The organism is Pseudomonas sp. S1_E05 (assembly GCF_056337105.1).
On the sequence record NZ_JBFRHM010000001.1, the window covers coordinates 4,860,313 to 4,885,473 of the forward strand.

At 60.8% G+C, this 25,161-nt stretch carries 24 protein-coding genes; 13 read left to right on the plus strand and 11 right to left on the minus strand.

Features of this window, described 5'->3' with window-relative positions; all coding sequences use genetic code 11:
- Positions 1 to 61 precede the first annotated feature (61 nt).
- The 4 genes from alr (at position 62) to AB4N33_RS22405 (ending at position 4,584) form a co-directional block, all read left to right on the plus strand.
- On the plus strand, positions 62 to 1,135 hold the full coding sequence (gene alr, locus AB4N33_RS22390; protein WP_476458262.1) for an alanine racemase: 1,074 nt from the start codon (positions 62 to 64) through the stop codon (positions 1,133 to 1,135).
- Between the two features lie 116 nt (positions 1,136 to 1,251).
- Complete coding sequence (locus AB4N33_RS22395; RefSeq protein WP_460119711.1) at positions 1,252 to 1,800, plus strand: cupin domain-containing protein; 549 nt, start codon at positions 1,252 to 1,254, stop codon at positions 1,798 to 1,800.
- A gap of 181 nt (positions 1,801 to 1,981) precedes the next feature.
- Positions 1,982 to 2,392 carry a c-type cytochrome gene (locus AB4N33_RS22400; RefSeq protein ID WP_460126868.1) on the plus strand — a complete coding sequence of 137 codons (411 nt, stop codon included), beginning with the start codon at positions 1,982 to 1,984 and terminating at the stop codon, positions 2,390 to 2,392.
- Positions 2,393 to 2,661: 269 nt separating this feature from the next.
- Positions 2,662 to 4,584: an acetyl-CoA hydrolase/transferase C-terminal domain-containing protein gene (locus AB4N33_RS22405; RefSeq protein ID WP_460119713.1), complete on the plus strand. Its 1,923-nt coding sequence runs from the start codon at positions 2,662 to 2,664 to the stop codon at positions 4,582 to 4,584.
- Positions 4,585 to 4,640: 56 nt separating this feature from the next.
- Here AB4N33_RS22405 and AB4N33_RS22410 read toward each other — a convergent pair whose 3' ends face one another.
- A complete protein-coding gene (locus AB4N33_RS22410) occupies positions 4,641 to 5,213 on the minus strand; it encodes a xanthine phosphoribosyltransferase (protein ID WP_460119715.1) in 573 nt (190 codons plus the stop codon).
- Between the two features lie 56 nt (positions 5,214 to 5,269).
- Positions 5,270 to 7,279, minus strand: a complete 2,010-nt coding sequence (gene rep, locus AB4N33_RS22415) for a DNA helicase Rep (RefSeq protein WP_460140665.1) — start codon at positions 7,277 to 7,279, stop codon at positions 5,270 to 5,272.
- A 264-nt stretch (positions 7,280 to 7,543) separates the two neighbouring features.
- Between rep and AB4N33_RS22420 the strand changes: the two genes are divergently transcribed.
- Positions 7,544 to 9,217 (plus strand): putative bifunctional diguanylate cyclase/phosphodiesterase, encoded by a 1,674-nt coding sequence (locus AB4N33_RS22420; protein WP_460119719.1) that lies wholly within the window; start codon positions 7,544 to 7,546, stop codon positions 9,215 to 9,217.
- Between the two features lie 63 nt (positions 9,218 to 9,280).
- Here the strand turns inward: AB4N33_RS22420 and AB4N33_RS22425 are convergent, their stop codons facing one another.
- Positions 9,281 to 10,678, minus strand: a complete 1,398-nt coding sequence (locus AB4N33_RS22425) for a NorM family multidrug efflux MATE transporter (protein ID WP_460119721.1) — start codon at positions 10,676 to 10,678, stop codon at positions 9,281 to 9,283.
- A gap of 158 nt (positions 10,679 to 10,836) precedes the next feature.
- Here AB4N33_RS22425 and AB4N33_RS22430 point away from each other — a divergent pair, with 158 nt between their 5' ends.
- Complete coding sequence (locus AB4N33_RS22430) at positions 10,837 to 11,757, plus strand: LysR substrate-binding domain-containing protein (protein WP_476458263.1); 921 nt, start codon at positions 10,837 to 10,839, stop codon at positions 11,755 to 11,757.
- A 178-nt stretch (positions 11,758 to 11,935) separates the two neighbouring features.
- The gene (locus AB4N33_RS22435) at positions 11,936 to 13,912 is read left to right on the plus strand and encodes a methyl-accepting chemotaxis protein (protein WP_476458264.1); all 1,977 of its coding nucleotides are present in this window, start codon (positions 11,936 to 11,938) and stop codon (positions 13,910 to 13,912) included.
- A 111-nt stretch (positions 13,913 to 14,023) separates the two neighbouring features.
- On the opposite strand, the gene AB4N33_RS22440 is transcribed toward AB4N33_RS22435, so the two are convergent.
- Positions 14,024 to 15,517 (minus strand): YifB family Mg chelatase-like AAA ATPase, encoded by a 1,494-nt coding sequence (locus AB4N33_RS22440; protein WP_476458265.1) that lies wholly within the window; start codon positions 15,515 to 15,517, stop codon positions 14,024 to 14,026.
- Between the two features lie 266 nt (positions 15,518 to 15,783).
- Between AB4N33_RS22440 and AB4N33_RS22445 the strand changes: the two genes are divergently transcribed.
- Positions 15,784 to 16,062, plus strand: coding sequence for a type II toxin-antitoxin system RelE/ParE family toxin (locus AB4N33_RS22445; protein WP_460140668.1), 279 nt, complete (start codon positions 15,784 to 15,786; stop codon positions 16,060 to 16,062).
- A gap of 8 nt (positions 16,063 to 16,070) precedes the next feature.
- Positions 16,071 to 16,376, plus strand: coding sequence for a HigA family addiction module antitoxin (locus AB4N33_RS22450; RefSeq protein WP_460140669.1), 306 nt, complete (start codon positions 16,071 to 16,073; stop codon positions 16,374 to 16,376).
- Between the two features lie 443 nt (positions 16,377 to 16,819).
- Here the strand turns inward: AB4N33_RS22450 and AB4N33_RS22455 are convergent, their stop codons facing one another.
- A complete protein-coding gene (locus AB4N33_RS22455; protein WP_460119728.1) occupies positions 16,820 to 17,080 on the minus strand; it encodes an accessory factor UbiK family protein in 261 nt (86 codons plus the stop codon).
- 420 nt (positions 17,081 to 17,500) lie between these two features.
- On the opposite strand from AB4N33_RS22455, the gene glnK reads away from it, so the two are divergent.
- The 4 genes from glnK to sutA all read left to right on the plus strand — a co-directional run bounded on the left by glnK (position 17,501) and on the right by sutA (position 20,280).
- Positions 17,501 to 17,839, plus strand: coding sequence for a P-II family nitrogen regulator (gene glnK, locus AB4N33_RS22460; protein ID WP_002555808.1), 339 nt, complete (start codon positions 17,501 to 17,503; stop codon positions 17,837 to 17,839).
- 36 nt (positions 17,840 to 17,875) lie between these two features.
- Positions 17,876 to 19,213 carry an ammonium transporter gene (locus AB4N33_RS22465; RefSeq protein ID WP_460119730.1) on the plus strand — a complete coding sequence of 446 codons (1,338 nt, stop codon included), beginning with the start codon at positions 17,876 to 17,878 and terminating at the stop codon, positions 19,211 to 19,213.
- Between the two features lie 216 nt (positions 19,214 to 19,429).
- Positions 19,430 to 19,855, plus strand: a complete 426-nt coding sequence (locus AB4N33_RS22470; protein WP_428273959.1) for a secondary thiamine-phosphate synthase enzyme YjbQ — start codon at positions 19,430 to 19,432, stop codon at positions 19,853 to 19,855.
- A 101-nt stretch (positions 19,856 to 19,956) separates the two neighbouring features.
- Positions 19,957 to 20,280 (plus strand): transcriptional regulator SutA, encoded by a 324-nt coding sequence (sutA, locus tag AB4N33_RS22475; RefSeq protein WP_460119732.1) that lies wholly within the window; start codon positions 19,957 to 19,959, stop codon positions 20,278 to 20,280.
- Positions 20,281 to 20,379: 99 nt separating this feature from the next.
- On the opposite strand, the gene AB4N33_RS22480 is transcribed toward sutA, so the two are convergent.
- Genes AB4N33_RS22480 through lptM form a run of 6 tightly spaced genes read right to left on the minus strand, consistent with a single transcriptional unit; the run spans position 20,380 to position 24,999 of the window.
- Positions 20,380 to 21,087: an HAD family hydrolase gene (locus AB4N33_RS22480; RefSeq protein ID WP_460119734.1), complete on the minus strand. Its 708-nt coding sequence runs from the start codon at positions 21,085 to 21,087 to the stop codon at positions 20,380 to 20,382.
- Positions 21,084 to 21,983: a tyrosine recombinase XerC gene (xerC, locus tag AB4N33_RS22485; protein WP_476458266.1), complete on the minus strand. Its 900-nt coding sequence runs from the start codon at positions 21,981 to 21,983 to the stop codon at positions 21,084 to 21,086. The genes AB4N33_RS22480 and xerC overlap by 4 nt, the downstream gene beginning before the upstream one ends.
- A 2-nt stretch (positions 21,984 to 21,985) precedes the next feature.
- Complete coding sequence (locus AB4N33_RS22490) at positions 21,986 to 22,711, minus strand: DUF484 family protein (RefSeq protein ID WP_460119738.1); 726 nt, start codon at positions 22,709 to 22,711, stop codon at positions 21,986 to 21,988.
- Between the two features lie 13 nt (positions 22,712 to 22,724).
- Complete coding sequence (dapF, locus tag AB4N33_RS22495; RefSeq protein WP_476458267.1) at positions 22,725 to 23,555, minus strand: diaminopimelate epimerase; 831 nt, start codon at positions 23,553 to 23,555, stop codon at positions 22,725 to 22,727.
- Positions 23,556 to 23,559: 4 nt separating this feature from the next.
- A complete protein-coding gene (gene lysA, locus AB4N33_RS22500; RefSeq protein ID WP_460119742.1) occupies positions 23,560 to 24,807 on the minus strand; it encodes a diaminopimelate decarboxylase in 1,248 nt (415 codons plus the stop codon).
- A gap of 9 nt (positions 24,808 to 24,816) precedes the next feature.
- Positions 24,817 to 24,999 (minus strand): LPS translocon maturation chaperone LptM, encoded by a 183-nt coding sequence (gene lptM, locus AB4N33_RS22505; protein WP_368556046.1) that lies wholly within the window; start codon positions 24,997 to 24,999, stop codon positions 24,817 to 24,819.
- Positions 25,000 to 25,161: the final 162 nt, after the last annotated feature.

The following is a 25,161-nucleotide window of genomic DNA, read 5'->3' on the forward strand; positions in this document are numbered from 1 at the left end:
GGTCTAACGCCATCAGCCAGCGCCGGTTTTTATTTCCACGACCGCCCAGAAGCCTGCCGCCATGCGCCCAGCCCGTGCCCTGATCGACCTCCAAGCCCTGCGTCACAACTACCGCATTGCCCGTGAAACCACTGGCGCCCGCGCGCTCGCGGTGATCAAGGCCGACGCCTACGGCCATGGTGCGGTGCGCTGCGCCCAGGCGCTGGAAGCCGAAGCGGACGGTTTTGCCGTGGCGTGCATCGAAGAAGCGCTGGAGCTTCGAGCCGCGGGCATCCGGGCGCCGGTGTTGTTGCTGGAAGGTTTTTTCGAAGCCGACGAACTGCCGTTGATCGTCGAGCACGATTTCTGGTGTGTGGTGCATTCGCTGTGGCAGCTCGAAGCCATTGAAAAAGCTACCCTGAGCAAGCCAATCACTGTCTGGCTCAAGCTCGATTCGGGTATGCACCGGGTTGGCCTGCATCCCAGGGACTATCAGGCCGGATACCAGCGTTTGCTGGCCAGCGGCAAGGTGGCAAAGATCGTATTGATGAGCCATTTCGCTCGCGCCGATGAACTCCACAGCCAGGCCAGCATTGAGCAAGTGGCGGTGTTCGAAGCGGCGCGGCAGGGCTTGTCAGCCGAAATCAGCCTGCGCAACTCACCGGCGGTGCTCGGTTGGCCGCAGATCCCCAGCGATTGGGTCCGTCCGGGGATCATGCTCTACGGCACCACGCCGTTCGAGGAGTCCAACGCCGTGGCATCGCGCCTGCAGCCGGTGATGACCCTGGAATCGAAAGTGATCTGCGTGCGTGAACTGCCGGCCGGCGAGCCGATCGGTTACGGCGCCCGATTCATCACCGACAAGCCAATGCGCGTTGGCGTAGTTGCCATGGGCTACGCCGATGGTTATCCGCGCCAGGCACCAACGGGCACGCCGGTTTTGGTGGCGGGGCAGCGCAGCCGGTTGATTGGCCGGGTGTCGATGGACATGCTGTGCATCGACTTGACCGATGTTGCGCAGGCGGGCCTGGGATCGACCGTAGAGTTGTGGGGCAAGAACATCCTGGCCAGCGACGTTGCTGCCGCGGCCGAGACGATTCCCTACCAGATCTTCTGCAACCTGCGCCGGGTGCCAGTGCTCTATTCCGGGGATTGAAACATCGTCTCTCGATCCGCCAGGGCGGGATCGGCCCCCAAGTGTTGTAAATACTGAACGCTGTCGCCATGATGACGCTCAATATTCCAACAACATGATTCCTGGAGGCTCCTGCCTTGGACGTCGGTGAACGACTGCAATCCATCCGTAAGCTCAAAGGCCTTTCGCAGCGTGAACTCGCCAAACGCGCGGGCGTCACCAATAGCACCATTTCGATGATCGAGAAAAACAGCGTGAGCCCCTCGATCAGTTCGCTGCGCAAGGTCCTGGGCGGGATACCCATGTCCATGGTCGAGTTCTTTTCCGAAGAGATCCTGCAGGAAGTCCCGACCCAGATCGTCTACAAAGCCAACGAGCTGATCGACATCTCCGATGGCGCCGTGACCATGAAACTGGTCGGCCGCGCTCATCCGAGCCGGGCCATCGCATTCCTTACCGAGGTGTACCCACCGGGCGCTGATACTGGCGAAGAAATGCTCACCCATGAGGGCGAGGAAACCGGAATTCTGGTGGAAGGGCGGCTGGAGCTGGTGGTCGGGCTGGAAACTTTTGTGCTTGAGGCCGGCGATAGCTACTACTTTGAGAGTACCAAGCCGCATCGTTTCCGCAATCCGTTCGACGCGCCGGCGCGACTAATCAGCGCAGCTACACCGGCGAATTTCTAACAGAAGAGGCGTCCTGCCAGCATGGCAGCGGCACCCGAAGGGTTTTTCCGTGGTGCAACAAGACCCCTTCGACTTTGGGGTTGTTTCAGTGCGACGGGCTAACCGTTATACTTGCGCCCGCCTGCGAACCGTGGCCGTAGGCGTGACTAGCCACCATGAGGGTGAACGCGTGAACCTAATTATGAAAATGCTGGCTGTACCAGCAACCGTATTGGCCCTATGGGCTGCCAGCGCTCAAGCTGCGACCAACGACGAAATCGCCAAACGCATCGAGCCTGTCGGCAAGGTCTGCGTGACCGGTCAGGAATGCAAGGGCATGGAAGTCGCTGCGGCGACTGGCGGTGGTGGTGCCAAGGCACCCAAAGACGTCATTGCCAAACACTGCAACGCTTGCCACGGTACCGGCCTGCTGGGCGCGCCGAAAATCGGCGACAAGGCTGCCTGGAAAGAGCGCGCCGACCACCAGGGCGGCCTCGACGGCATCCTGGCAAAGGCCATCACTGGCATCAACGCCATGCCGCCTAAAGGCACCTGCGCCGACTGCTCCGACGATGAGCTCAAGGGCGCAATCAAAGAGATGTCCGGCCTGTAATACGCCCGTCTCTTGCACAAAAAGCCGCTTTCGAGCGGCTTTTTTGGGCCCGAAATTTCACCATCCGCCTGCATGTTCCTGTGGGAGCGGGCTTGCCCGCGAAGACGTCGGCACATCCGGCAACAACATATCTGGCACACCGCGTTCGCGGGCAGGCCCGCTCCCACAGGGGCGGCGTCGTCCATGGTATGTGATTGCCCATTCAACACTGTTCAATGCAGCAAAGACCCGTCAATCTCGGTCCAACCCAAATGCCAAGGGAGGATCAGATGGTGCAGCTGTGTTCTATCGAGCAAGCGGTTGATGAGGTGTTGGCCCGGTTGCCGGCGCATATCCACATGGGCCTGCCGCTGGGGCTGGGCAAGCCCAATCCATTCGTCAACGCGCTGTACCAGCGGATAGCGCAGTTGCCCGAGCGGCGGCTGACGATCTATACCGCGCTTTGCCTGGGCCGGCCGGCGTTGGGCGATGGGTTGCAGAAGCGCTTTCTTGAGCCCTTTATCGAGCGTGTGTTTGGTGACTACCCGGAGCTGGATTTCCTGGTGGGCCTGCGCAAGGACGATTTGCCGTCCAACATCCACATCCAGCAATTCTTCATGCAGCCTGGCAGCCTGTTGCACAGCGTCACTGCGCAGCAGGATTACGTCAGCAGCAACTACAGCCATGCCGCGCGGGACATCAATGCCGCCGGTTTGAACCTGGTGGCGCAAATGGTCGCCAGTGATGCTGACCACCCGGATCGCCTGAGCCTGAGCTGCAACCCGGACATCACCCTCGACCTGATGCCGATGATCGACAAGCGCCGGGCGTCCGGGGAGACCGTTCTGCTGGTGGGCCAGGTGCATGGCGACTTGCCCTACATGCCCGGTGACGCGGAAGTCGGCATCGATGCATTTGACCTGCTGATCGACGAGAAGGACAACACCACACTGTTCTCTACGCCCAACATGCCGGTGGGTTTCCAGGATCATTTGATTGGCCTGCACGCCAGTACGCTGGTGCGTGACGGCGGGACGTTGCAGATAGGCATCGGCGCCATGGGTGACGCGTTGACGGCCGCATTGCTGGCGCGGCAGGCGGATAACCAGGGTTACAAGGCGTTACTGGACGATGTGAACCTCAGCCAGTGGGCGCAGTTGATCAAACGAGAAGGCGGGCTCGAGCCCTTCGCCAAGGGCCTCTACGGCTGCAGCGAAATGTTCGTCAACGGCCTGCTGGTGCTGGCCGAGGCCGGTATCGTGCGGCGCAAGGTCTATCCTGATGTGCCGACCCAGCTCCGGGCGAATGCCGGCACCCTCGATGAAGCGGCGCAACCCGATGGGATCTCGGTGCATGGCGGTTTCTTCCTCGGCCCGCGCAGTTTCTACGAGCGTTTGCGTGAGTTACCCCAGAGCAAGCGTCGCGAATTCAACATGACCCGCATCAGCTACATCAACGAGCTCTATGGTCAGGAAGAACTCAAGCGTTTACAGCGCCTCGATGCGCGCTTTATCAATACGGTATTCACCATGACCCTGCTCGGCGCCGGAGTGGCCGATCAGCTCGAGGACGGTCGGGTGCTCAGCGGCGTGGGCGGGCAATACAACTTCGTTGCCCAGGGCCACGCATTGGAAGGCGCGCGCTCGATCCTGCTGTTGCGCAGCTGGCGCGAGGCGGGCGGTGACGTCAGTTCCAACATCGTCTGGGAGTACGGGCATTGCACCATCCCAAGGCACTTGCGGGACATCGTGGTCACCGAGTACGGCATCGCCGATCTGCGCGGCCAGACCGATTCAGCGGTGATTGAGGCCTTGCTGAACATCAGCGATTCCCGCTTCCAGCCCGGGCTTATCGAGCAGGCTCAGAAAGCCGGCAAGTTGCCAAAGTCTTTCCGCATCGATCCTCGCTTTGCCGACAACACTCCCGAGCGCTTGCAGGCCATTGCTGCGCGGCATCCGCAGCTGTTTCCGGAGTATCCGCTGGGCTGTGATTTCACTGCGCAGGAGCGCGATCTGCTGCGGGCGCTGAACTGGCTGAAGAGCAAGTTCAAGCTCACCGAAATTCTGGAGTTGGGCAAGGCGGCGCTGGATGCACCTGAGGCCGGGGCTTTTCCAGAGCATCTGGAGCGCATGGGGCTGACGCAGCCGGAGGGGTTGAAGGAGGAACTGTTTCAGCGGCTGTTGCTCACGGGCCTCAAGGCCACCGCGCAGTAACGGTCAATACAAAACAACTGTGGGAGCGAGCAAGCCCGCTCCCACAGGTTCCGTCATCACTCGATGAAGGTCACAACCCCATCCGCCAGCGACTTCACCCGCGCCAGCGACTCAACGCGATAACCCTGGGCATCCAGCTCGGCACGGCCACCCTGGAACGACTTCTCGATCACGATCCCCAGGCCTGCCACGGTGGCGCCGGCCTGCTTGATGATCGAGATCAGCGCCTGGGACGCCTTACCGTTGGCCAGGAAGTCGTCGATGATCAGCACGCGGTCGCTGCTGGTCAGGTGGCGTGGGGAGATGGCCACGGTGCTCTCGACCTGCTTGGTGAACGAGTACACGGTCGCCGACAGCAGGTTTTCAGTCAGGGTCAGGGACTGGTGCTTGCGTGCAAAAATCACCGGAACGCCAAGGTTCAGGCCGGTCATGATCGCGGGGGCAATGCCCGAGGCTTCGATGGTGACGATTTTGGTGATGCCCGAGTCCTTGAACAATGCGGCGAATTCGTCACCGATCAGCTTCATCAGGGCCGGGTCGATCTGGTGGTTCAGAAAGGCATCGACTTTCAGGACCTGGTCGGAAAGCACGATGCCTTCTTCGCGGATTTTCTTGTGCAGGGCTTCCATGAAGCTGTCCTCATTTGACGCCATTGGCGCCGAAGGTCTAGTGAAAATGGTCAATTCTAGCGCTTTAACATCGCGCGTATATCTGCCAATGCGGAATTGCCCCGAACGGCTTTGACTTCGGTCGGGGTGTCGTCGTTGCCTTCCCAAGCCAGGTCGTCCGGCGGCAGCTCATCGAGGAAGCGACTCGGTGCGCAATCGATGATCTCGCCGTATTGCTTGCGCTTGGCGGCGAAGGTGAACGCCAGTGTCTGGCGAGCGCGGGTAATCCCCACGTAAGCCAGGCGCCGTTCTTCTTCGATGGTGTCGGCTTCGATGCTGGAGCGGTGCGGGAGGATTTCCTCTTCCATGCCCATGATGAACACGTAAGGGAATTCCAGGCCCTTGGACGCATGCAAGGTCATCATCTGCACGCCTTCGGCGCCGTCTTCCTCTTCCTGCTGGCGTTCCAGCATGTCACGCAGGACGAGCTTGCCGATGGCGTCTTCGACGGTCATTTCGCCGTCTTCGTCTTTTTCCAGGGTGTTCTTCAAGGCCTCGATCAGAAACCAGACGTTGCTCATCCGGTAGTCCGCCGCCTTGTCACTGGAACTGTTGGTGCGCAGCCAGTTCTCGTAGTCGATGTCCATGACCATGCTGCGCAGCGCAGAAATAGGGTCTTCGCCCGCGCATTGCTCGCGGACTTTGTCCATGAAGCGCTTGAAGCGCGACAGGCGATCAGTGAAGCGGCTGTCCAGATGCTCGCCCAGGCCGATTTCATCGGTGGCGGCGTACATCGAAATCTTGCGTTCGGTGGCGTAGTTGCCGAGTTTTTCCAGGGTGGTCGAACCGATTTCCCGGCGCGGGACGTTGATGACCCGCAGGAAGGCGTTGTCGTCGTCCGGGTTCACGATCAGGCGGAAATAGGCCATCAGATCTTTGACTTCCTGACGGCCGAAAAAGCTGTTGCCACCCGAGAGACGGTAGGGCACCTGGTGATGTTGCAACTTCAACTCGATCAGCTTGGCCTGATAGTTACCGCGATACAGAATGGCGAAATCGCTGTATGGCCGGTCGGTGCGCAAGTGCAGGCTGAGGATTTCCATGGCCACGCGCTCGGCTTCGGCGTCTTCGTTGCGGCACCGGATCACGCGGATTTCGTCGCCGTGGCCCATCTCACTCCACAACTGCTTTTCGAATTCGTGCGGGTTGTTCGAAATCAGCACGTTGGCGCAGCGCAAAATGCGGCTGGTGGAGCGGTAGTTCTGCTCCAGCATCACCACTTTCAAGGACGGGTAGTCTTCCTTGAGCAACATCAGGTTTTCCGGGCGTGCGCCGCGCCAGGCATAGATCGACTGGTCGTCGTCGCCTACCACGGTGAACTGGTTGCGCTTGCCAATCAGCATTTTCACCAGCAGGTATTGGCTGGCGTTAGTGTCCTGGTATTCGTCCACCAGCAAGTAGCGCACCTTGTTCTGCCACTTTTCCAGAATGTCGGCGTGCTCTTCGAACAGCTTCACCGGCAGCAGGATCAGGTCGTCGAAGTCCACCGCGTTGAACGCCTTGAGCGTGCGTTGATAGTGGGTGTAGACGATCGCAGCGGTCTGCTCCTTGGGGTTGCGCGCGTTTTCCAGGGCCACGGCCGGCAGGATCAGGTCGTTTTTCCAGGCGCCGATCATATTCTTGATCTCGTCCACGCCGTCGTCGCCCGAGTATTCCTTCTGCATGATGTCGGTCATCAGAGCCTTGACGTCAGTCTCGTCAAAGATCGAAAACCCGGGCTTGTAGCCCAGTCGCACGTGTTCCTTGCGAATGATGTTCAGGCCCAGGTTGTGGAACGTGCACACCGTCAGGCCCCGGCCCTCACCCGCACGTAGCAGGGTGCCGACCCGCTCCTTCATCTCGCGCGCGGCCTTGTTGGTGAACGTCATGGCGACGATGTACTGCGCGCGAATGCCGCAGTTCTGGATCAGGTGGGCGATCTTGCGCGTGATTACACTGGTCTTGCCGGAGCCTGCACCGGCGAGCACCAAAAGAGGGCCGCCGACGTAGTTCACGGCTTCTTGCTGCCGGGGATTGAGTCGGGACATAGGTCTGTCAGGGGTCAGTCAGAAAATGGGCCGGCATTTTAACAGGCTCACAGAATTGTGCTGCTCTGTCCGACTTGTGACGTAACACGCGATTCATATTTGCCGGTTTTGATACTTTCACGCAGGATGCGCGAAGAATTTGCGTCTAATGTACGTAATTCCGGATACAAGGCGCTCGTTTGATAACTGATGTCGTTTGGTCATTGGTTGTCAGCACGGCATAATGCCAGCCGCCTACATCATTGCAGAGTCTAGGGAGCAAGCTTGTCTACGCCTGTCGAACCCTTGCGTTTGCTGCTACTGGCCGAAGAGCCAGCGTGGGCAGCGTTGTTGCGCGAGTGCCTGGCTCCGATGGGGAGCTCGGCCGTGCTCATCAGCGCTCCGAGCTGGGAATCGGTCAGCACGCTGTTCGATGACAACCGCAGTGCGGTGTTGTTGACGGTCCCGGCCCTTCAACCGGCGCCGGGGCGGTGCAATTTGCCGACGGTGTTGCTGCTCGAACAGGAGCCGCAACTGCCGCCCGATGGCGTGAGCGACTGGTTGGTGCGCGACCATCTTGACTCGGGCATGCTGCGCCGCTGCCTGCGGCATGTGCGCGAGCGCGGCTTGCTGGAAAACACCCTGCAACGCCTGGCCGAACAGGACCCTTTGACCGGCATCGCCAACCGCCAGGGCTTCCAGACCCTGCTGGCCGCGCGACTGGCGGAAAACGAAGGCCGCGGCGTGGCCTTGGGGCATCTCGACCTCGACAACTTCCGTCATGCCAACGACGCGCTGGGTCATCAGGCCGGCGACCGGCTGATCCTGCAAGTGGTCGCGCGCCTGAAAAGCCAGCTCGAAGCCGGCGATCAACTGGCACGCCTGGGCAGTGACGAGTTCGCCTTGCTGATCGACACCCGCCGTGCACCCCAGCGTGCCGAGTGGATGGCCGAGCGCATCACCGAAGCCTTGGCTGAACCTTACTGGGTCGACGGCGAAAGCCTGTTGATCGGCTCCAGCCTGGGCATTGCCCACGCCCGCGCCCAGGCCGGCGCGGACCCGCTGATGTGGCACGCGCACATCGCCATGCAGCAGGCCAAAAGCACCCAGGGCTGCACCTTTCACATCTTCAACGAACGCATCAATCGCAATGCCCGCAGCATGGCCGACCTTGAAAGCGAGCTGCGCCGGGCCTTGCGTCGCGATGAGCTGGAGCTGCATTACCAGCCACGCATGAACCTTGAGGACGGCCAGATCGTCGGCCTCGAAGCCCTCGTGCGCTGGCGTCACGCCGAGCGCGGCTTGCTTCCACCGAGTGAGTTCGTGCCGCTGGCCGAGCAAAGCGGCTTGATCGTGCCGCTGGGTTACTGGGTGATTTCCCGTGCCTTGCGTGACATGCAGGTGCTGCGCGAGCGTGGCTTGCCAGCCCTGCACATGGCCATCAACCTGTCGTTCCGACAGTTCCAGGACAGTCAGTTGCTGTCGACCCTGAGCCGGTTGATTGCCGAGCGTGGCGTCGAAGCGCAGTGGCTGGAGTTCGAGTTGACTGAAACAGCGGTCATGCGTCGCAGCGACCTTGTTCAACAGACCATGGATGCCCTGGGTCGCCTGGGCGTGCGTTTTTCGCTCGACGATTTCGGGACCGGATTCTCGTCCTTCGTGCACCTCAACAGCCTGCCAATTGCGCTGCTCAAGGTCGACAAGAGCTTTGTCGGCGGCATGGAGGAGCGCGAGGAAAACCGCAAGCTGGTCCACGCGATGATCAACCTGGCGCACAACCTCAATCTGGAAGTCGTCGCCGAAGGGGTGGAAACGCCGGAGCAACTGGAGTTGTTGCGTGGCTTTGGTTGCGATCAGGTGCAGGGATATCTGATCAGCAAGCCGCTCCCGTTGGCTGAGTTGGTGGATTATCTGAGCTTTGGCAGCAGTCAGCAGCCAGCGTTGGAGATTGTGGGTTAAACACTGACCGAATGTGGGAGCGGGCTTGCTCGCTCCCACAGGGGATTTATCCAACAGTAGATCTCACTCAGTCTGAGCGTTCGCAAAGCCGTCTGTGGACGCCGACTCCCGTCGAATCATCCGCTCCATCTTCCACTCGAACGCCAGCGTCAACGTCACTGCCGCACAGGCCAGGCCCAGTGCCAAGCCCCACCAGACGCCCGTCGGGCCCCAGTTCAGATGGAACGCCATCCACCACGCGGCAGGCGCGCCGATCAGCCAGTAGCAACCGAGCCCGACCAGGAAGGTGGTTTTGGCGTCTTTAAGCCCGCGAATGCAGCCCATCGCGATGGTTTGCGTGCCGTCGAACAGCTCGAACCAGGCCGCCACAGCCAGCAGACTGACGGCCAGTTCGATGACCGGGCGGAAGGCCGGGTCGTTGTGGTCCAGGAACAGACCGATCAACGGGTTGGGCAACAGCCAGAACACCATGGCAAAGCACAGCATTGCCACCGCTCCGAAAGCGATGCCGACCCGTCCGGACATCCGGGCATGCTGCAATTGCCCGGCCCCGTAGTGCTGGCCGATGCGCATGGTGATGGCATAGGACATACCCGCCGGGACCATGAATGCTACCGAAACGATCTGCAACGCAATCTGGTGCGCAGCCAGTTGCGTGCTGCCCATGGTTCCCATGCACAACGCCGCGAACGCAAACAGCCCGACCTCCACCGCGTAAGTGCCGCCAATCGGCAGACCCAGGCGCCACATCTCTTTGAGGTACTGACGGTTGGGTCGCGACAGTCCCTGGCGCAATGGATAGGCGTCGTAGGCGGGGTGCCGCCGGATATGCCACGCCAATGCCAAAGCCATCAGGTTGGCAACAATCGCCGTGACCAGGCCAATACCCACCAGGCCCATTTTCGGCAGACCAAACATTCCTGTGATCAACGCGTAGTTGAGCACGAAGTTGGCAACGGTGCCGGCAAGGCTGATGACCATCACCGGCGTCGCGCGGCCAATGGCGCTGGTGAAGCCGCGAAGGGCCATGAAGCTGAGGTAGCCGGGCAGGGCGAAAGGCAGGATCAACAGAAACTGCCCGGCCAGTTGCACGTTGGTCTCGGTCTGGCCGAACAGGATCAGAACGGGTTTGAGGTTCCATAGCAGTAACCCAGCCACCAGCGCCATCAGCCAGGCCAGCCACAAACCGGCCTGGGTCAGCCGCGCCGCGCCGACGATATCGCCAGCGCCGTGACGGATCGACACCAGTGTGCCCACCGCTGCAATCACGCCGATGCAAAAAATCGAAACAAATGAATAGGTGGCCGCACCGAGTCCGCCACCCGCCAACGCCTCGGGACTGATACGCGCCATCATCAGGGTGTCGGTGAGCACCATCAGCATGTGCGCCAGCTGCGAGGCAATCAACGGCCCCGCCAGCCGCAGGATGGCCCAGAGTTCTGAACGCACTGGATGTTTCATTGTTATCACGCCCGACAGTCAGGTAGTAGAGGAAAGGGTCGATTTTCGGCGCTTTGCGAGGTTTGCACAAAGGGATAAATAGGATGAGTAGCATGACTTAAACTCATCTTGGGATCTTTCTGATAAGTTTATGGGATTACGTTGTAGGAGCTTTACGCATGTCTCGTCGCCTTCCCCCGTTGTATGCCCTTCGTGCATTCGAAGCGGCGGCGCGTCACAGTTCGTTTACCCGCGCTGCTGAAGAACTGTCGATCACGCAAAGTGCGGTCAGCCGACACATTCGTACTCTGGAAGAGCATTTTGCCTGCCGGTTGTTTCATCGTAGCGGTCGCCACCTGCAACTGACCGAGTCGGCGCGGTTGATCCTGCCGGGTATCCGCGAAGGTTTTACCGCGCTGGAGCGGGCCTGTCAGACCTTGCAGGCCGAAGATGACATCCTGCGCATGAAAGCCCCTTCCACCCTGACCATGCGCTGGTTGCTGGCGCGGCTCAGCCGCTTCCGCCACCTGCAACCGGGCAATGAGGTGCAACTGACCAGCGCGTGGATGGACATCGATTCGGTGGACTTCAACCATGAGCCCTTCGACTGCGCGGTGATACTGGGTAACGGGCAATTTCCACCCGATTGGGAAGCCAGGCTGTTGTTTGCCGAAGAACTGATCCCCGTGAGCGCGCCGAATCTTCTCAACGACCAGCCGTGGGATGTCGAGCGCCTGGCTCAGGCTGAACTGCTGCACCCGACGCCGGACCGGCGTGACTGGCGCAGTTGGCTGGACCGTATGGGGCTGTCCGATCAGGTGTCGCTCAAGGGCGGCCAGGTATTCGATACGCTGGAGCTGGGCATGATTGCCGCTGCCCGGGGTTACGGCGTGTCGATGGGCGACCTGCTGATGGTGGCTGAGGATGTGGCGCAGGGGCGACTGAGTTTGCCGTGGCCCACTGCCGTCGCCAGTGGTGAGAATTATTACCTCGTTTGGCCGAAAACCCGGCCGGGAGGTGAACGTTTGCGCAGGCTCGGCGATTTTCTGCAAAACGAGGTCCGAGCCATGAAAATGCCCGCCGTAGAGCGCTTGCGCTGAATCGTTAGAGCCTGCTCTACCACGGCCTTGCGCGGTATCCGAGATAACCACTCAAGTATTAGGTTTTTAGGCCGAAAGTATCATTGTGGAACCCTCGTGCAGGTTTCACGCAATTCCCATTATTAGAAAAATTGCTGGGCAGCCAATCAAGGAGGAGGGCGCCCGGCCAGGAGCAGTCATGTCTCAACCTCGTGCTCGAATTGCCTCACAGCTTGGCCTTGCGCTAGCTGTGATCCTGGCAATCGTTATCACCGGTAGTACCTTGTTCGCCCTGCGTTCGCTGGACACTGCCAACCTCGCCACACGCGAGGAACACCTGGCCAGCGAAGCCCGTTTGCTGGCCGATCAGTTGACTACTTTCCACAGCACGTTGCGTGAAAGCACCCAGCGCCTGGCGGGTCTGTTCGAGAAGCGCTTCGCGGGCGGCCTGAGCGTCCACCCGGATGAACAGTTCAACGTGGCAGGCACTCAGACGCCTGGCCTGCACCTGGGTAACGAAGTGCTCAACAACAACTTCAAGGAAGTGGACGAGTTCAAGCAGATGACCGCCGGCGTGGCCACGGTCTTCGTGCGCAACGGTGAGGATTTCATTCGCGTCAGCACCAACGTCACGAAGCAGGACGGTACCCGTGCCATCGGCACCATCCTCGATCATGCCAACCCGGCTTACGCTCGCTTGATGTCGGGGCAGAGCTTTGTTGGCCGCTCCCTGTTGTTTGAGCGTTACTACATGTCGCAATACACGCCGGTGCGCGACAGCGCCGGGAAGGTGATCGCCGTGCTGTACGTGGGTTTTGACTACACCGACGCGCAGAACGCCCAGTTTGCCAACCTCAAGCGCTTCCGTATTGGCCAGACCGGATCGCTGGCGCTTCTCGACGAGAAAAACAATTGGCTGGTGCCGATTGCCGGCGTGCAAGCCCTGGACAAAGCCGCCCCGGCCATCGTCAATCTGGCGAAGACGCCAAGCGATGGCGGTTTCTGGAGTGACACTTCGGAAGACTTCTACAGCGTCGCGGTGCCTTTCGAGGACGGTCCATGGTCGGTTGTCGCCAGCATGCCGCAGGAGGAAATCAGCGCGGTGACCTGGAGCGTCGGTATTCAGCTGGCTATTGGTAGTTTGCTGGCGATGCTGATTGCCGTGGGTTCGGCAGTCTGGCTGCTGCGCAGCAAACTTGCGCCACTGGGCGATCTGGTACGTCAGGCTGAAGCCCTGGGTGCCGGTGACCTGAGCGTGCGTCTGAATGTGTCGAGCAATGACGAAATAGGTCAACTGGCCCGTGCGTTCAACCAGATGAGCCAGGCGCTGTCGACCATGGTCGACCACATTCGCAAGTCCTCGCAAGAGGTCAACAGCCGTGCCCAGGCGTTGTCCGGCCTGTCCGGCGGTGCTTATGAAGGGATGGAGCAGCAGTCGGGCGAGATCACCAGCATGGCCGGTGCCGTAGAGGAGTTCAGTGCCACCTCGCTGAACATTGCCGACAACATGGGCAATACCCAACGACTGGCCCAGGAGAACGCCCAGCAAACCCAGATCGGTCGCACGTCCATGGACGAAGCGTCTTCTTCGCTGGAGCAGATTGCCGGTGCGTTGAACAGCACGGCGTCGGTGATCAATACCTTGGGGCAGCGCTCGCAGGAAATCGGCGGCATCGTCGGCACCATTACCTCCATTGCCGAGCAAACCAACCTTCTGGCGCTCAACGCAGCCATCGAAGCAGCCCGTGCCGGCGAGCAAGGACGCGGTTTTGCCGTGGTGGCGGATGAGGTGCGCAACCTGGCGTCCCGCACTCGTCAGGCAACCGACGAGATTTCCGGCATGATCCAGAGCATCCAGCAGGAAACGGGCAACGCCATCAGCACCATGGAGCAGGGCAACGTGCTGATGCAGGAAGGTCTTTCACGCAACGCCAACGTCGCCTCGGCACTGGCGCGGATTGACGAGCAAAGCCGCTCGGCCGGGCAACAGTTCGCCGCAATTACCACCGCGACCCAGGAACAGAGCAGCACAGCGACGTTGCTCAGCAGCAACCTGCAAAGCATTGCGCTGGCCAACAGCGAACAACGCGAAGTGGTGGCGAACCTGGCTGTCACGGCGAAGGAGCTGGAGAAACTGGCGGCGGATCTGCGCTCGGAGGTTGACCGGTTTCGTTGAGGTACGGCTGAAATAGCTATCGCGAGCAAGCCCGCTCCCACAGGGTCCGAAGTATGTAGATCTACTGGGGGAGCGAGCCTGCTCGCAATTGGGGGCAACTCAACCCAAGCCCTATTGAGTCGCCGGCCGATACTGCAACGCCTCGGCCAGATGTTCCCGCGTGATCTCCTCAACCTGCTCAAGGTCGGCCAATGTGCGCGCCACCTTGAGCAGCCGATGCGCTGAGCGCAGCGACAGGGTCAGTCGTTCGCAAGCCGTTTCCAGCCAGTGCTCGTCGGCTGTGGATAACCCGCAATGCCGCCGCAGCCCCGGCAAATCAAGAAAGGCATTCGCACACCCCTGGCGTTTCAGTTGCCGCCCCCGCGCCTCCGCAACCAGGGCAGAGGCTCTGCTGCTGTCATCGCCCGCTCTTACAGCAGGGCTCAACGCGGTCGCCTCGCGGGCGACGGTCAGGTGCAGATCAATACGATCCAGCAGCGGCCCCGACAACTTGTTGCGATAGCGCTGCACCATGTCCGGTGTACAACTGCATTTGCCGCTTGGTTCGCCCAGATACCCACAAGGGCAAGGGTTCATCGCCGCCACCAACTGGAAACGCGCCGGAAAGCGCACCCGCTCCCGCGCCCGGGATATCACGATGTGCCCGGATTCCAATGGCTCGCGTAAAACCTCCAATACCTTGCGATCGAACTCCGGCAATTCATCGAGAAACAACACGCCGTGGTGGGCGAGGGTGATTTCCCCCGGCTGCGGTTTTGAGCTGCCCCCAACCAGCGCCGGCCCGGATGCCGAGTGGTGTGGCTGACGGAATGGACGCTGCGGCCAATGGGTCAGCGGTGCGCCGCTGGCCACCGACTGAATGGCTGCCACTTCCAGGGCTTCATGCTCGGCGAGCGGCGGGAGCAACCCCGGCAGGCGGCTGGCCAGCAGGGTCTTGCCGGTGCCGGGTGGCCCGCTGAACAACAGGTTATGCGCCCCGGCGGCAGCGATCAGCAGCGCACGCTTGGCCGCCACCTGGCCCTGCACTTCGTTGAGGTCGGGATAGGGTTTGGCGGCGTGAATCAAACCGTCCGAAACATAGGGATCGACCGGCGAATGCCCGTTGAAATGCGCCACCGCTTGCAGCAGATGATCCACCGCAATGACCTGCAACCCCGACGCCAGGCATGCCTCTTCGGCATTCGCCCGAGGCACCACCAGCATCCGGCCCGCTTTTCGCGCCGCCAGCGCCGCCGGCAACACCCCGCGTACCGGCCGCACCTCACCGGACAACGCCAGCTCACCCAGGCACTCCACGTCATCCAGTGTGAGAGTGGGCACCTGCACACTTGCCGACAGAATCCCCAGGGCGATCGCCAGGTCGAAGCGCCCGCCATCCTTGGGCAAATCTGCGGGCGCCAGATTCAAGGTGATCCGCCGCGCCGGAAACTGCAGCCCCGAATTGATGATCGCGCTGCGCACCCGATCCTTGCTCTCTTTCACCGCGGCTTCCGGCAGGCCGACCATGGTCAGCGACGGCAAACCGTTGGCCAGGTGAACTTCGACGGTGACGGCAGGCGCATCCACGCCGATTTGGGCGCGGCTGTGGACGATGGAGAGAGACATGGTCGTTCCTTGGGCTAAACGAAGGGCCGCTTCCTGCGGTTGTTTTCAAGGGTAGACGTGGGGTGGGGGTTTTCCAGGGTGGCGGTGAGGACGAATGTTCGCAGGATGTTGCGGTTCGACGATTTGAATCCGAGTTGCTATGTGGCTCGTTTCAATTGTGCCGGGTAGTCCTTTTCTTAAAATACCGGAAAGACGCGGCGACCCCCTTGCGCGAGTGCAGACGAAGAATACACTCGAGATTAATGCATAACGTTAAGCTTTAAACTATGATCGTTAGCTTTAGATGTTCTGAGACCGAGTACCTGTTTCGCAATGGCAAGACCCGGACATGGCCTGCCATTTTGAGTGTCGTGGAACGAAAGCTGGCGATGCTTGAGGCTGCTGCTGTGCTGAAGGACCTTCGATCCCCGCCGGGGAATCGCCTGGAGGCATTGGAAGGAGGTCGCAAGGGTCAGCACAGCATCCGCGTCAATGCTCAATGGCGAATCTGCTTTGTCTGGGGTCCCAACGGGCCAGAGCATGTAGAAATCGTCGATTATCACTGAGGTGAGTCATGACTAAGAATGGTATGCGCCCGGTTCACCCTGGTGAGATCCTCAAGGAGGAATACCTGGAGCCTCTGAGCCTCACGGCAGCAGCACTGGCCAGGGCGTTGGGCGTTTCGACACCCACGGTGAACGATATTGTGCTCCAGCGCCGAGGCGTCAGTGCTGACATGGCTATCAGGCTTTCGATCTGTCTGGATACGACCCCCGAGTTCTGGCTGAACCTGCAATCGACCTTCGATTTGCGTAAAGCCGAAATCGAGCGGGGTGCCGCGATTCGGGATCAGGTTGCGCGGTTAGCCTACTGCGCCTGATCATTGCCCGGATTTGAATGAGCCTCACGCGAAAACGTGGGGCTTTTTTGTCTTCTGAGCGCGTGAGGCAGCGTCATTCGCGCAGAGTACAACATTGATTGGGTGGCAGTTGTACGCAGGCTGGCGAACCGGAGCAAAAGGAATCCGGCAGACCCGAGGGTCCCCCACGCACAACCGCCATGATTCGAACATTCGGGAAGAAACCCGCCTTCGGACGATCGTCGTACGCCTTGAGCTTCCAGGTCGCCAAACCCGGTGCTGAAACATTCAGCATTGGGGGAGCTTATAAATCGGGGTGTGTGGGGGCAATCAGACGGGGGATAAGATTTGCGTAGGACGTTGCCGGGATCTTTGCGGGCGAGGAGCGTGACTGCGGCAAGTCCTACAGAGGAGATGAAGGTCGTTTTGACCTTCATCGCGGGCAAGCCCGCTCCTACAGAAGGTTATTCGGTGGGCGGGTTCAGCTTTGCTTCCATTTCCGCGACTTTGGCTTCCAGGCTTTCCAGGCGCGCGCGGGTGCGGGCGAGGACGACCATCTGGCTGTCGAATTCTTCGCGGCTCACCAGGTCCAGTTTGCTGAAGGCGCTTTGCAGCAACATCTTGAACTGACTTTCGATTTCGCTTTTGGGCAGCGGGGTGTCACCGCTGAAGAGACGAGAGGCGGTGCCGGTCAGGGCGTCGAGGAAGTCTTTGGGCGCGAGCATGGTGGATGTCCTGTAATCGAGGCCGGCAGTGTATCACGCAGTGCGTTGCGCTCATTTAGACCACGGGACCTGCACGTTTTTCGCGCATCCGGGCGGGCCGCGTCGCACCGTTATTGTGCGTATGCGCCGGGCTATTTGTGCGCAATCGCCCTCTGGCAGGGGCAAGCAATTGAATTTTGGGATTTTTGCCGAGATGGCAAGCTTTCTGCTTAGTCGGTAGTAACCCATGCACTGATGCAGTCGCTGTGACGAATGCAGTGCGCCAAGCGGAACGGGGGAAGTGTTTCGCGCGGAGTGGTTAGCTGGCGTCGGGCGGGCAGGTTAAAGGCCGACGATGCGTTACAAAGCCAGGCACTGCGCTTAGACTTGAGACGGGTTTGTTTTCCTGGGGCAAGTCCACCAATTCGGGAGAGAGTTTTCATGAAGCTAGTCACTGCCATCATCAAGCCGTTCAAGTTGGACGACGTGCGCGAGTCGTTGTCCGAAATCGGCGTGCAGGGCATTACCGTCACTGAAGTCAAAGGCTTCGGTCGGCAGAAGGGTCACACCGAGCTGTATCGCGGCGCGGAGTACGTGGTCGATTTCCTGCCAAAGGTGAAGATCGATGTCGCCATTGACGACAAGGATCTCGACCGGGTTATCGAGGCGATAACCAAGGCCGCCAACACCGGCAAGATCGGTGACGGCAAGATCTTCGTGGTGAATCTGGAACAGGCGATTCGCATCCGTACCGGCGAAACCGATACCGACGCAATCTAAGCCGCCCCAAACCCCAACGCCCCAGGAGAAAACAATATGACTCTGCGTAAATTCGCAGGGCTAGGAGCCCTGTTGTCCATCGTAATGCCAAGCCTGGCCATGGCGGCAGACGAAGTGGCAGCCCCTGTCCTCAATTCCGGCGACACCGCCTGGATGCTGACCTCCACAGCCCTCGTGCTGTTCATGACCATCCCCGGCCTCGCGCTGTTCTACGGCGGCATGGTTCGGTCGAAAAACATTCTTTCCGTATTGATGCAGTGCTTTGCCATTACCGGCCTGATCAGCATCCTGTGGGTCATTTATGGCTACAGCATCGCGTTCGACACCACCGGCATGGAGCAGGGCGTCGTCAACTTCAACTCCTTCTTCGGCGGCATGGGCAAGGCTTTCCTCGCCGGTGTCACGCCAGCCAGCCTGACCGGCCCGGCGGCGCTGTTCCCGGAAGCCGTGTTCATCACCTTCCAGATGACCTTCGCCATTATCACCCCGGCGCTGATCGTCGGTGCCTTCGCCGAGCGCATGAAGTTCTCCGCGATGCTGGTGTTCATGGGCATCTGGTTCACCCTGGTCTATGCACCGATTGCGCACATGGTCTGGTCCGGCAACGGCGGCCTGATGTGGGACTGGGGCGTACTCGACTTCGCTGGCGGCACCGTGGTGCACATCAACGCCGGTATCGCAGGTCTGGTGGCGTGCATCGTGCTCGGCAAGCGTAAAGGCTTCCCGACCACCCCGATGGCTCCGCACAACCTGGGTTACACCCTGACGGGCGCTGCGATGCTGTGGGTTGGCTGGTTTGGTTTCAACGCCGGTTCCGCCGCTGCTGCCAACGGCACTGCGGGCATGGCGATGCTGGTTACCCAGATCGCTACCGCTGCTGCTGCACTGGGTTGGATGTTTGCCGAGTGGATTACCCACGGTAAACCAAGTGCACTGGGTATCGCGTCGGGTGTGGTTGCCGGCCTGGTCGCCATTACCCCGGCGGCGGGCACAGTCGGCCCAATGGGCGCCCTGGTGATCGGCCTGGCCGCTGGCGTGGTGTGCTTCTTCTGCGCCACCACCCTGAAACGCAAACTCGGTTATGACGACTCCCTGGACGCCTTCGGCGTGCACGGTATCGGCGGTATCCTCGGCGCCATCCTGACCGGTGTGTTCGCAGCCCCGTCCCTGGGTGGCTTCGGCACCGTGACCGACATCGCCGCACAAGTCTGGATCCAGTGCAAAGGCGTGGGCTTCACCGTTATCTACACAGCGATCGTCACCTACATCATCCTCAAGGTGCTGGACGCTGTCATGGGCTTGCGTGTCACCGAAGAAGAAGAGGCCGTGGGCATCGACCTGGCCCTTCACAACGAGCGCGGCTACAACCTGTAAGACGCGCGCCACAAAAAAACTGCCCGGCTTGCCGGGCATTTTTTTGCCCGGTATTTGTCAGTAAGGGGGCAGCTGAAAGGTTTTTTCGTACATGTTTGATGGCGTTTGCGCCAAGCGTTTTTTGCAAGCCGATCACTTACGTAATTGAAGGAATATTGGGGCCTTTGTTTTTTCACAGAGCGCGCTAGAATGCGCCCCGAACGTGCGGAGAACTGTATGTGGCAACAGACTCTGATTACCCTGCGGGCCAGGCCCCGGGGCTTTCATCTGGTAACGGACGAGTTACTCGCTGGCCTGCCTGAACTCAAGGCATGCCGGGTCGGTCTGTTGCACTTGTGGCTGCAGCATACCTCGGCGTCGTTGACCATCAACGAGAACGCCGATCCGGCGGTACGTCGCGACTTCGAACGATTTTTCAATCGTCTGATCCCACAAGGCACAGACGGCTATGAGCATAACGACGAAGGCCTGGACGACCTCCCGGCGCACTTCAAGGCCAGCGTACTTGGCTGTCAGCTCAGTTTGCCGATTTCGGCAGGCCGGTTGGCGCTGGGGACATGGCAAGGCGTTTATCTGGGCGAGCACCGTGATCATGGCGGTGCTCGTAAAGTCCTCGCCACCTTGTACGGTGAAGGGGCATAAACCGCTGGTCACCAGCGGTTACTGAATTTTTCTGGCAGCCATCGACAGACGGCTAAGCTGGACTATAACTAACCTGCTTTTCGCAAGTCATGAGGTAGAACATGAGCGACGATGATCTGGAAAACGACGACCTCGAAGTAGGCGACGACGACGAAACCGAAGAAGGTTTGGAAGCAGCGGCCGAAGACGTCGCTGAAGACGACGGCGGTGACGTGCCGGCTCCGACCGCCAAAGGCAAAGCCAAGGCTGCGGTGTCGGTCGATGAACTGCCGAGCGTGGAAGCCAAGAACAAGGAGCGCGATGCCTTGGCCAAGGCCATGGAAGAGTTCCTTGCCAGGGGTGGCAGGGTGCAGGAAGTGGAGGCCAATGTGGTCGCCGATCCGCCCAAGAAGCCTGACAACAAGTACGGCAGCCGGCCTATCTGAGCCGCTCCCCTTGCTTGCTGAAAAAGCCCGCCGTCGCTGCGGGCTTTTTCATGGGCGAACAGAAAACTCATTGTGTAGGAGATACCTGTGGGATAAGTGTCAGGCTGAAGTGCTGTTCCAACCCGCCAACAGCGCCGGCAACTCGGTCAGGCTGCGAATCTCGGCATCCGGCAGGTGCTCTGCTTCCCAGGTCTTGCCCGCCGGGTTGAACCAGATGGCCCGCAAACCGGCCTGTTGCGCCCCGGCAATGTCATCACCAGGATGATCGCCGATGTGCACCGCCGTTTCGGCGGTGGCTCCACCACGCTGCAAGGCTTCATGAAACAGTCGCGCATCCGGCTTGGCGATGCCGATGTCTTCGGCGCACAGGGCGAACTTGAAGTAGTCCGCCAGTCCCAGCCGACGCACATCGGCGTTGCCATTGGTGACCACACCCAGGGCGTAGTGATTGGCGAGGATCTCCAGGGTCGGCTGCACGTCCGGGAAGATGTCCAGCTGATGGCGCGCGTGCAGGAACACTTCAAAGCTCTGATCGGCGAGGTCCGATGCCTCGCCGTGTGCGTAACCGGCCTCTTGCAGGGCATGGAACAGCACGCGACGACGCAACGCGCTGATGCGATGCTTGAGTCCAGGCTCAGAGGTCAGCACGCGCTCGCGGATCTCCCACAGATGCTCGACCGGCAACGCGCCCAGGTCCGGCGCATGTTCGGCCAGCCATTCGCGCAGCACGGCTTCGGCAGTGACGATTACCGGGGCGGTGTCCCACAGTGTGTCGTCGAGGTCGAAGGTGATCAACTGGATCGTCATGAATCATCGCCCTTAATGCGTTTGGCCCTTGGATGGGCACTGTCATAGACCGTCGCCAGGTGCTGGAAGTCCAGGTGGGTGTAGATCTGGGTGGTCTTGATGTCCGAGTGGCCGAGCAGTTCCTGCACGGCGCGCAGGTCTTGCGAGGACTCCAGCAAGTGACTGGCGAAGGAGTGGCGCAGCATGTGCGGATGCAGGTTTTGCCCAAGCTCGCGCTCGCCCGCTGCCTTGATGCGTACCTGTACCGCGCGTGGTCCCAGGCGACGGCCTTGCTGGCTGATGAACACCGCATCGTCCGCCGGATTGGCCATGGCACGCAGGGGTAGCCACAATTCCAGCGCCTCGCGAGCCTTCTGGCCGACGGGCAACAGGCGAGTCTTGCTGCCTTTGCCCAGCACCTGGACCATGCCGTCCGCCAGGTCCAGTTGGTCGAGGTTGAGCCCGGTCAGCTCCGACAGGCGCAAACCCGAGGAGTAAAACAGCTCCAGGATTGCCTGGTCACGGCGCGCGAGGAAATCATCCTCCACTGCGCCTTCCAGCAATTGCAGCGCGCGGTCGGTGTCCAGGGTTTTGGGCAACCGACGCTCGCCCTTGGGCGGGGCCAGGCCATTGGCCGGGTCGTGATCGCACAGACCTTCGCGGTTCAGGTAGTGGTAAAGCCCGCGTACCGCCGACAGCAGGCGCGCCAGGCTGCGTGATGATTGGCCTTGGGCGTGCAGGCGGGCGATCAGGCTGCGCAGGCGCTGGATGTCCAGCGTGGCCCAACTGCCGATGTTCTGCTTGAGGCACCAACCCAGCACTTTGTCGAGGTCACGACGATAGGCCGACAAGGTGTGTGGCGACACCTGCCGCTCACTGCGCAGGTGTTCGCAGTAAGCGTCCAGTTGTCGTTCCACGATCAGCGTACCGAGCGCAGGGGGTTGTTGACCCGTGGCAGCACGCGGCCCATGACTTCGGCGATGTAACTGAGGAACAGGGTGCCCACCGAGCTTTTGTAATGCTGCGGATCACGGCTGGCGATGGCCAGGATTCCGTGGATGCCCTGGTGGCTGATGGCGACAACGGCGGTGGAGCCGATCTGCTTGCGCTGCTCTTCACCGAACAGGAAGTCCAGCTCATGCTCGCGCAGGGTGCCGCTGACGCTCTTGTCCTCCGTCAACAGGCCGCCAATGGCTGTCTGTGCGTCGGCGTGGGTGACCCAGCGGCCAACCGGCATGGGGTTGTCGCCCAAGAGGATGAGGCTTACAAACGGCACCTGAAAGTCCTGGCGCAGGCTGTCCTCGACACACATCACCACATCTTCCAGGCTGGCGGCATCCATCAGCGCGAGGATCAGGCGGCGGGTCTTGTCGAACAGCCGGTCGTTGTCCCGCGCCACATCCATCAAGTGCGAGAGACGATGACGCAGCTCGATATTGCGGTCGCGCAGGATGGTCATCTGCCGCTCGACCAGCGAAATGGTGTCGCCACGCCGATGCGGAATGCGCAGGGACGCGAGCAGTTCTTCGTGCTCGACGAAGAAGTCCGGGTGCGCCTCGAGGTACGCGGCAATCGCCGCCGCCTCAAGGCTTTCAGAGGGGGATTCGTCGGGCTGACGGGCGGGAACCTGAGGCTTGTCGGTCATGGTTTTAGCTCGCTCAAAGACGCACTTGTCCTTCGTAGACTCGCACTGCCGGGCCGGTCATCAGGACTGGTTGGCCCGGGCCTGCCCATTCAATGGACAGACGCCCGCCGGGCAGGTCGATCAATAGCGGCGAATCCATCCACCCCTGACTGATGGCGGCTACCGCTGCCGCGCAAGCGCCGGTGCCGCAGGCCTGGGTTTCCCCAGCGCCGCGTTCCCAGACGCGCAGTTGCGCGCGGTTGCGGTCGATGACCTGGAGGAAACCGACATTGACCCGCGCCGGGAAGCGCGGGTGATGTTCAATTTTCGGCCCCAGCTCATGCACCGGTGCAGCGTTGATGTCGGTGACTCGCAGCACGGCGTGGGGATTGCCCATCGACACGGCTGCAAGGTCGACTGTCTGGCCGTCGACGTCGAGCGAGTAGCTGGATGCCTCGTGGTCGGCGACAAACGGGATATCAGCCGGCACCAGGCGCGGCGCACCCATGTCGACGCTGATCTGACCGTCGTTGCGCACATCCAGCTCGATGATGCCGCTTTTGGTCTCGACGCGAATCTGCCGTTTGGCGGTCAGGCGCTTGTCGAGCACAAAACGGGCGAAACAGCGCGCACCGTTGCCGCACTGTTCCACCTCGGAGCCGTCGGAGTTGAAAATCCGATAACGGAAGTCCACGTCCGGATTGCTCGGTGCTTCGACGATCAGCAACTGGTCGAAACCGATGCCGGTGTGCCGATCACCCCATTGCTTGGCGTGTTTGGGCTGGATGTGGGCGTGCTGGCTGACCAGGTCGAGAACCATGAAGTCATTGCCCAGGCCGTGCATCTTGGTAAAACGCAGCAGCATGGTTTTACTCCGGCAGCAGGCTTTCGCCAGCGAACAACTCGGCTACCGTTTCACGGCGACGCACTTCGAACGCCTGATCACCGTCCACCAACACTTCGGCGGTACGGCCGCGCGTGTTGTAGTTGGAACTCATGACAAACCCGTAGGCACCGGCCGAATGAACGGCCAGCAGATCACCTTCTTCCAGGGCCAGCTCACGCTCCTTGGCCAGGAAGTCGCCGGTCTCGCAGATCGGCCCGACGATGTCGTAGGTGCGCGCCGAAGTATCGCGTGGGCGCACAGCGGTGACGTTCATCCAGGCCTGGTACAGCGCCGGACGGATCAAGTCGTTCATGGCCGCATCGACGATGGCGAAATCCTTGTGCTCGGTGTGCTTGAGGTATTCGACCTGGGTCAGCAGCACGCCGGCGTTGGCGACGATAAAGCGGCCCGGTTCGAAAACCAGCGCCAGGTCGCGACCGTCGAGGCGTTCGCGCACGGCCTTGATGTAGTCAGCCACCTGTGGCGGCTCTTCATCGCGATACCGCACGCCGACGCCGCCACCGAGGTCGATGTGGCGCAAGTAGATGCCGCAGTCGCTCAGGCGATCAACCAGGCCCAGCAGGCGGTCGAGGGCGTCAAGGAACGGTGGCAGGCTGGTCAGTTGCGAACCGATGTGGCAGTCGACACCGACCACTTCCAGGTTGGGCAACTGCGCGGCACGGACGTACACGTCTTCGGCGTCGGCGATGGCGATGCCGAACTTGTTTTCCTTGAGACCCGTGGAAATGTACGGGTGGGTGCCGGCGTCGACGTCCGGGTTCACGCGCAGTGAAATTGGCGCGCGAACGCCCAGCTCGGCGGCAACCACTTGCAGGCGTTCCAACTCATCGGTGGATTCGACGTTAAAGCAATGAACGCCTACTTCCAGGGCGCGACGCATGTCGTCACGGGTCTTGCCGACGCCGGAGAACACGATCTTGTCAGCGCTGCCACCAGCGGCCAGTACCCGTTCCAGCTCACCACGGGAAACGATGTCGAAACCGGCACCCAATCGGGCCAGGACATTCAGCACGCCCAGGTTGGAGTTAGCCTTGACCGCGAAGCAGACCAGGTGCGGCACGCCTTCCAGCGCATCGGCATAGGCCAGGTATTGCGCCTCGATGTGGGCGCGGGAGTAGACGTAAGTCGGCGTGCCAAAGCGTTCGGCGATGGCGGACAGGGCAACCCCTTCCGCGAACAGCTCGCCGCCACGGTAGTTAAAAGCGTCCATGGCGTTCCCTTATTGGTAGACGTCGTGCTTGTGTGCTTTGGATGGCTGCTTCTGCGAGGACTGCGCCTGTTCGGCAGGGTCCTGGTTCTCGTCTGGCAGGTACAGCGGGCCTTTTTGACCGCAGGCCGACACAAGGCAAGCAAAAGCGACGATCGAGGTGAGCGCAGCAAAGGAAGAGATCAGGCGCTTCATGGCGAAATCCTTGAAAATGCATTAATTGCGCCGGAGTATACCGGCCACCCGGCAGATTGCCTATGCGGCGGGGCTCCCGTCCGGCGGGGGTTGGTCTATACCCATTGCCACAGGTTTGCATTCGGCGGGGCTCGGTCGTATCTTGCGGCGCTTGAGTCTGAT

Bases quoted from the DNA above. Each gene is read 5' to 3' on its own strand.
- AB4N33_RS22440 (WP_476458265.1), bottom strand. From the start codon at position 15,517: ATGTCTCTCTCCATCGTCCACAGCCGCGCCCAAATCGGCGTGGATGCG.
- AB4N33_RS22405 (WP_460119713.1), top strand. From the start codon at position 2,662: ATGGTGCAGCTGTGTTCTATCGAGCAAGCGGTTGATGAGGTGTTGGCC.
- AB4N33_RS22455 (WP_460119728.1), bottom strand. From the start codon at position 17,080: ATGCTCGCGCCCAAAGACTTCCTCGACGCCCTGACCGGCACCGCCTCT.
- AB4N33_RS22490 (WP_460119738.1), bottom strand. From the start codon at position 22,711: ATGACCGACAAGCCTCAGGTTCCCGCCCGTCAGCCCGACGAATCCCCC.
- AB4N33_RS22480 (WP_460119734.1), bottom strand. From the start codon at position 21,087: ATGACGATCCAGTTGATCACCTTCGACCTCGACGACACACTGTGGGAC.
- AB4N33_RS22425 (WP_460119721.1), bottom strand. From the start codon at position 10,678: ATGAAACATCCAGTGCGTTCAGAACTCTGGGCCATCCTGCGGCTGGCG.
- rep (WP_460140665.1), bottom strand. From the start codon at position 7,279: ATGTCCCGACTCAATCCCCGGCAGCAAGAAGCCGTGAACTACGTCGGC.
- AB4N33_RS22435 (WP_476458264.1), top strand. From the start codon at position 11,936: ATGTCTCAACCTCGTGCTCGAATTGCCTCACAGCTTGGCCTTGCGCTA.
- AB4N33_RS22430 (WP_476458263.1), top strand. From the start codon at position 10,837: ATGTCTCGTCGCCTTCCCCCGTTGTATGCCCTTCGTGCATTCGAAGCG.
- AB4N33_RS22400 (WP_460126868.1), top strand. From the start codon at position 1,982: ATGAAAATGCTGGCTGTACCAGCAACCGTATTGGCCCTATGGGCTGCC.
- glnK (WP_002555808.1), top strand. From the start codon at position 17,501: ATGAAGCTAGTCACTGCCATCATCAAGCCGTTCAAGTTGGACGACGTG.
- AB4N33_RS22410 (WP_460119715.1), bottom strand. From the start codon at position 5,213: ATGGAAGCCCTGCACAAGAAAATCCGCGAAGAAGGCATCGTGCTTTCC.
- AB4N33_RS22450 (WP_460140669.1), top strand. From the start codon at position 16,071: ATGACTAAGAATGGTATGCGCCCGGTTCACCCTGGTGAGATCCTCAAG.
- lysA (WP_460119742.1), bottom strand. From the start codon at position 24,807: ATGGACGCTTTTAACTACCGTGGCGGCGAGCTGTTCGCGGAAGGGGTT.
- lptM (WP_368556046.1), bottom strand. From the start codon at position 24,999: ATGAAGCGCCTGATCTCTTCCTTTGCTGCGCTCACCTCGATCGTCGCT.
- sutA (WP_460119732.1), top strand. From the start codon at position 19,957: ATGAGCGACGATGATCTGGAAAACGACGACCTCGAAGTAGGCGACGAC.
- AB4N33_RS22445 (WP_460140668.1), top strand. From the start codon at position 15,784: ATGATCGTTAGCTTTAGATGTTCTGAGACCGAGTACCTGTTTCGCAAT.
- AB4N33_RS22465 (WP_460119730.1), top strand. From the start codon at position 17,876: ATGACTCTGCGTAAATTCGCAGGGCTAGGAGCCCTGTTGTCCATCGTA.
- alr (WP_476458262.1), top strand. From the start codon at position 62: ATGCGCCCAGCCCGTGCCCTGATCGACCTCCAAGCCCTGCGTCACAAC.
- dapF (WP_476458267.1), bottom strand. From the start codon at position 23,555: ATGCTGCTGCGTTTTACCAAGATGCACGGCCTGGGCAATGACTTCATG.
- AB4N33_RS22470 (WP_428273959.1), top strand. From the start codon at position 19,430: ATGTGGCAACAGACTCTGATTACCCTGCGGGCCAGGCCCCGGGGCTTT.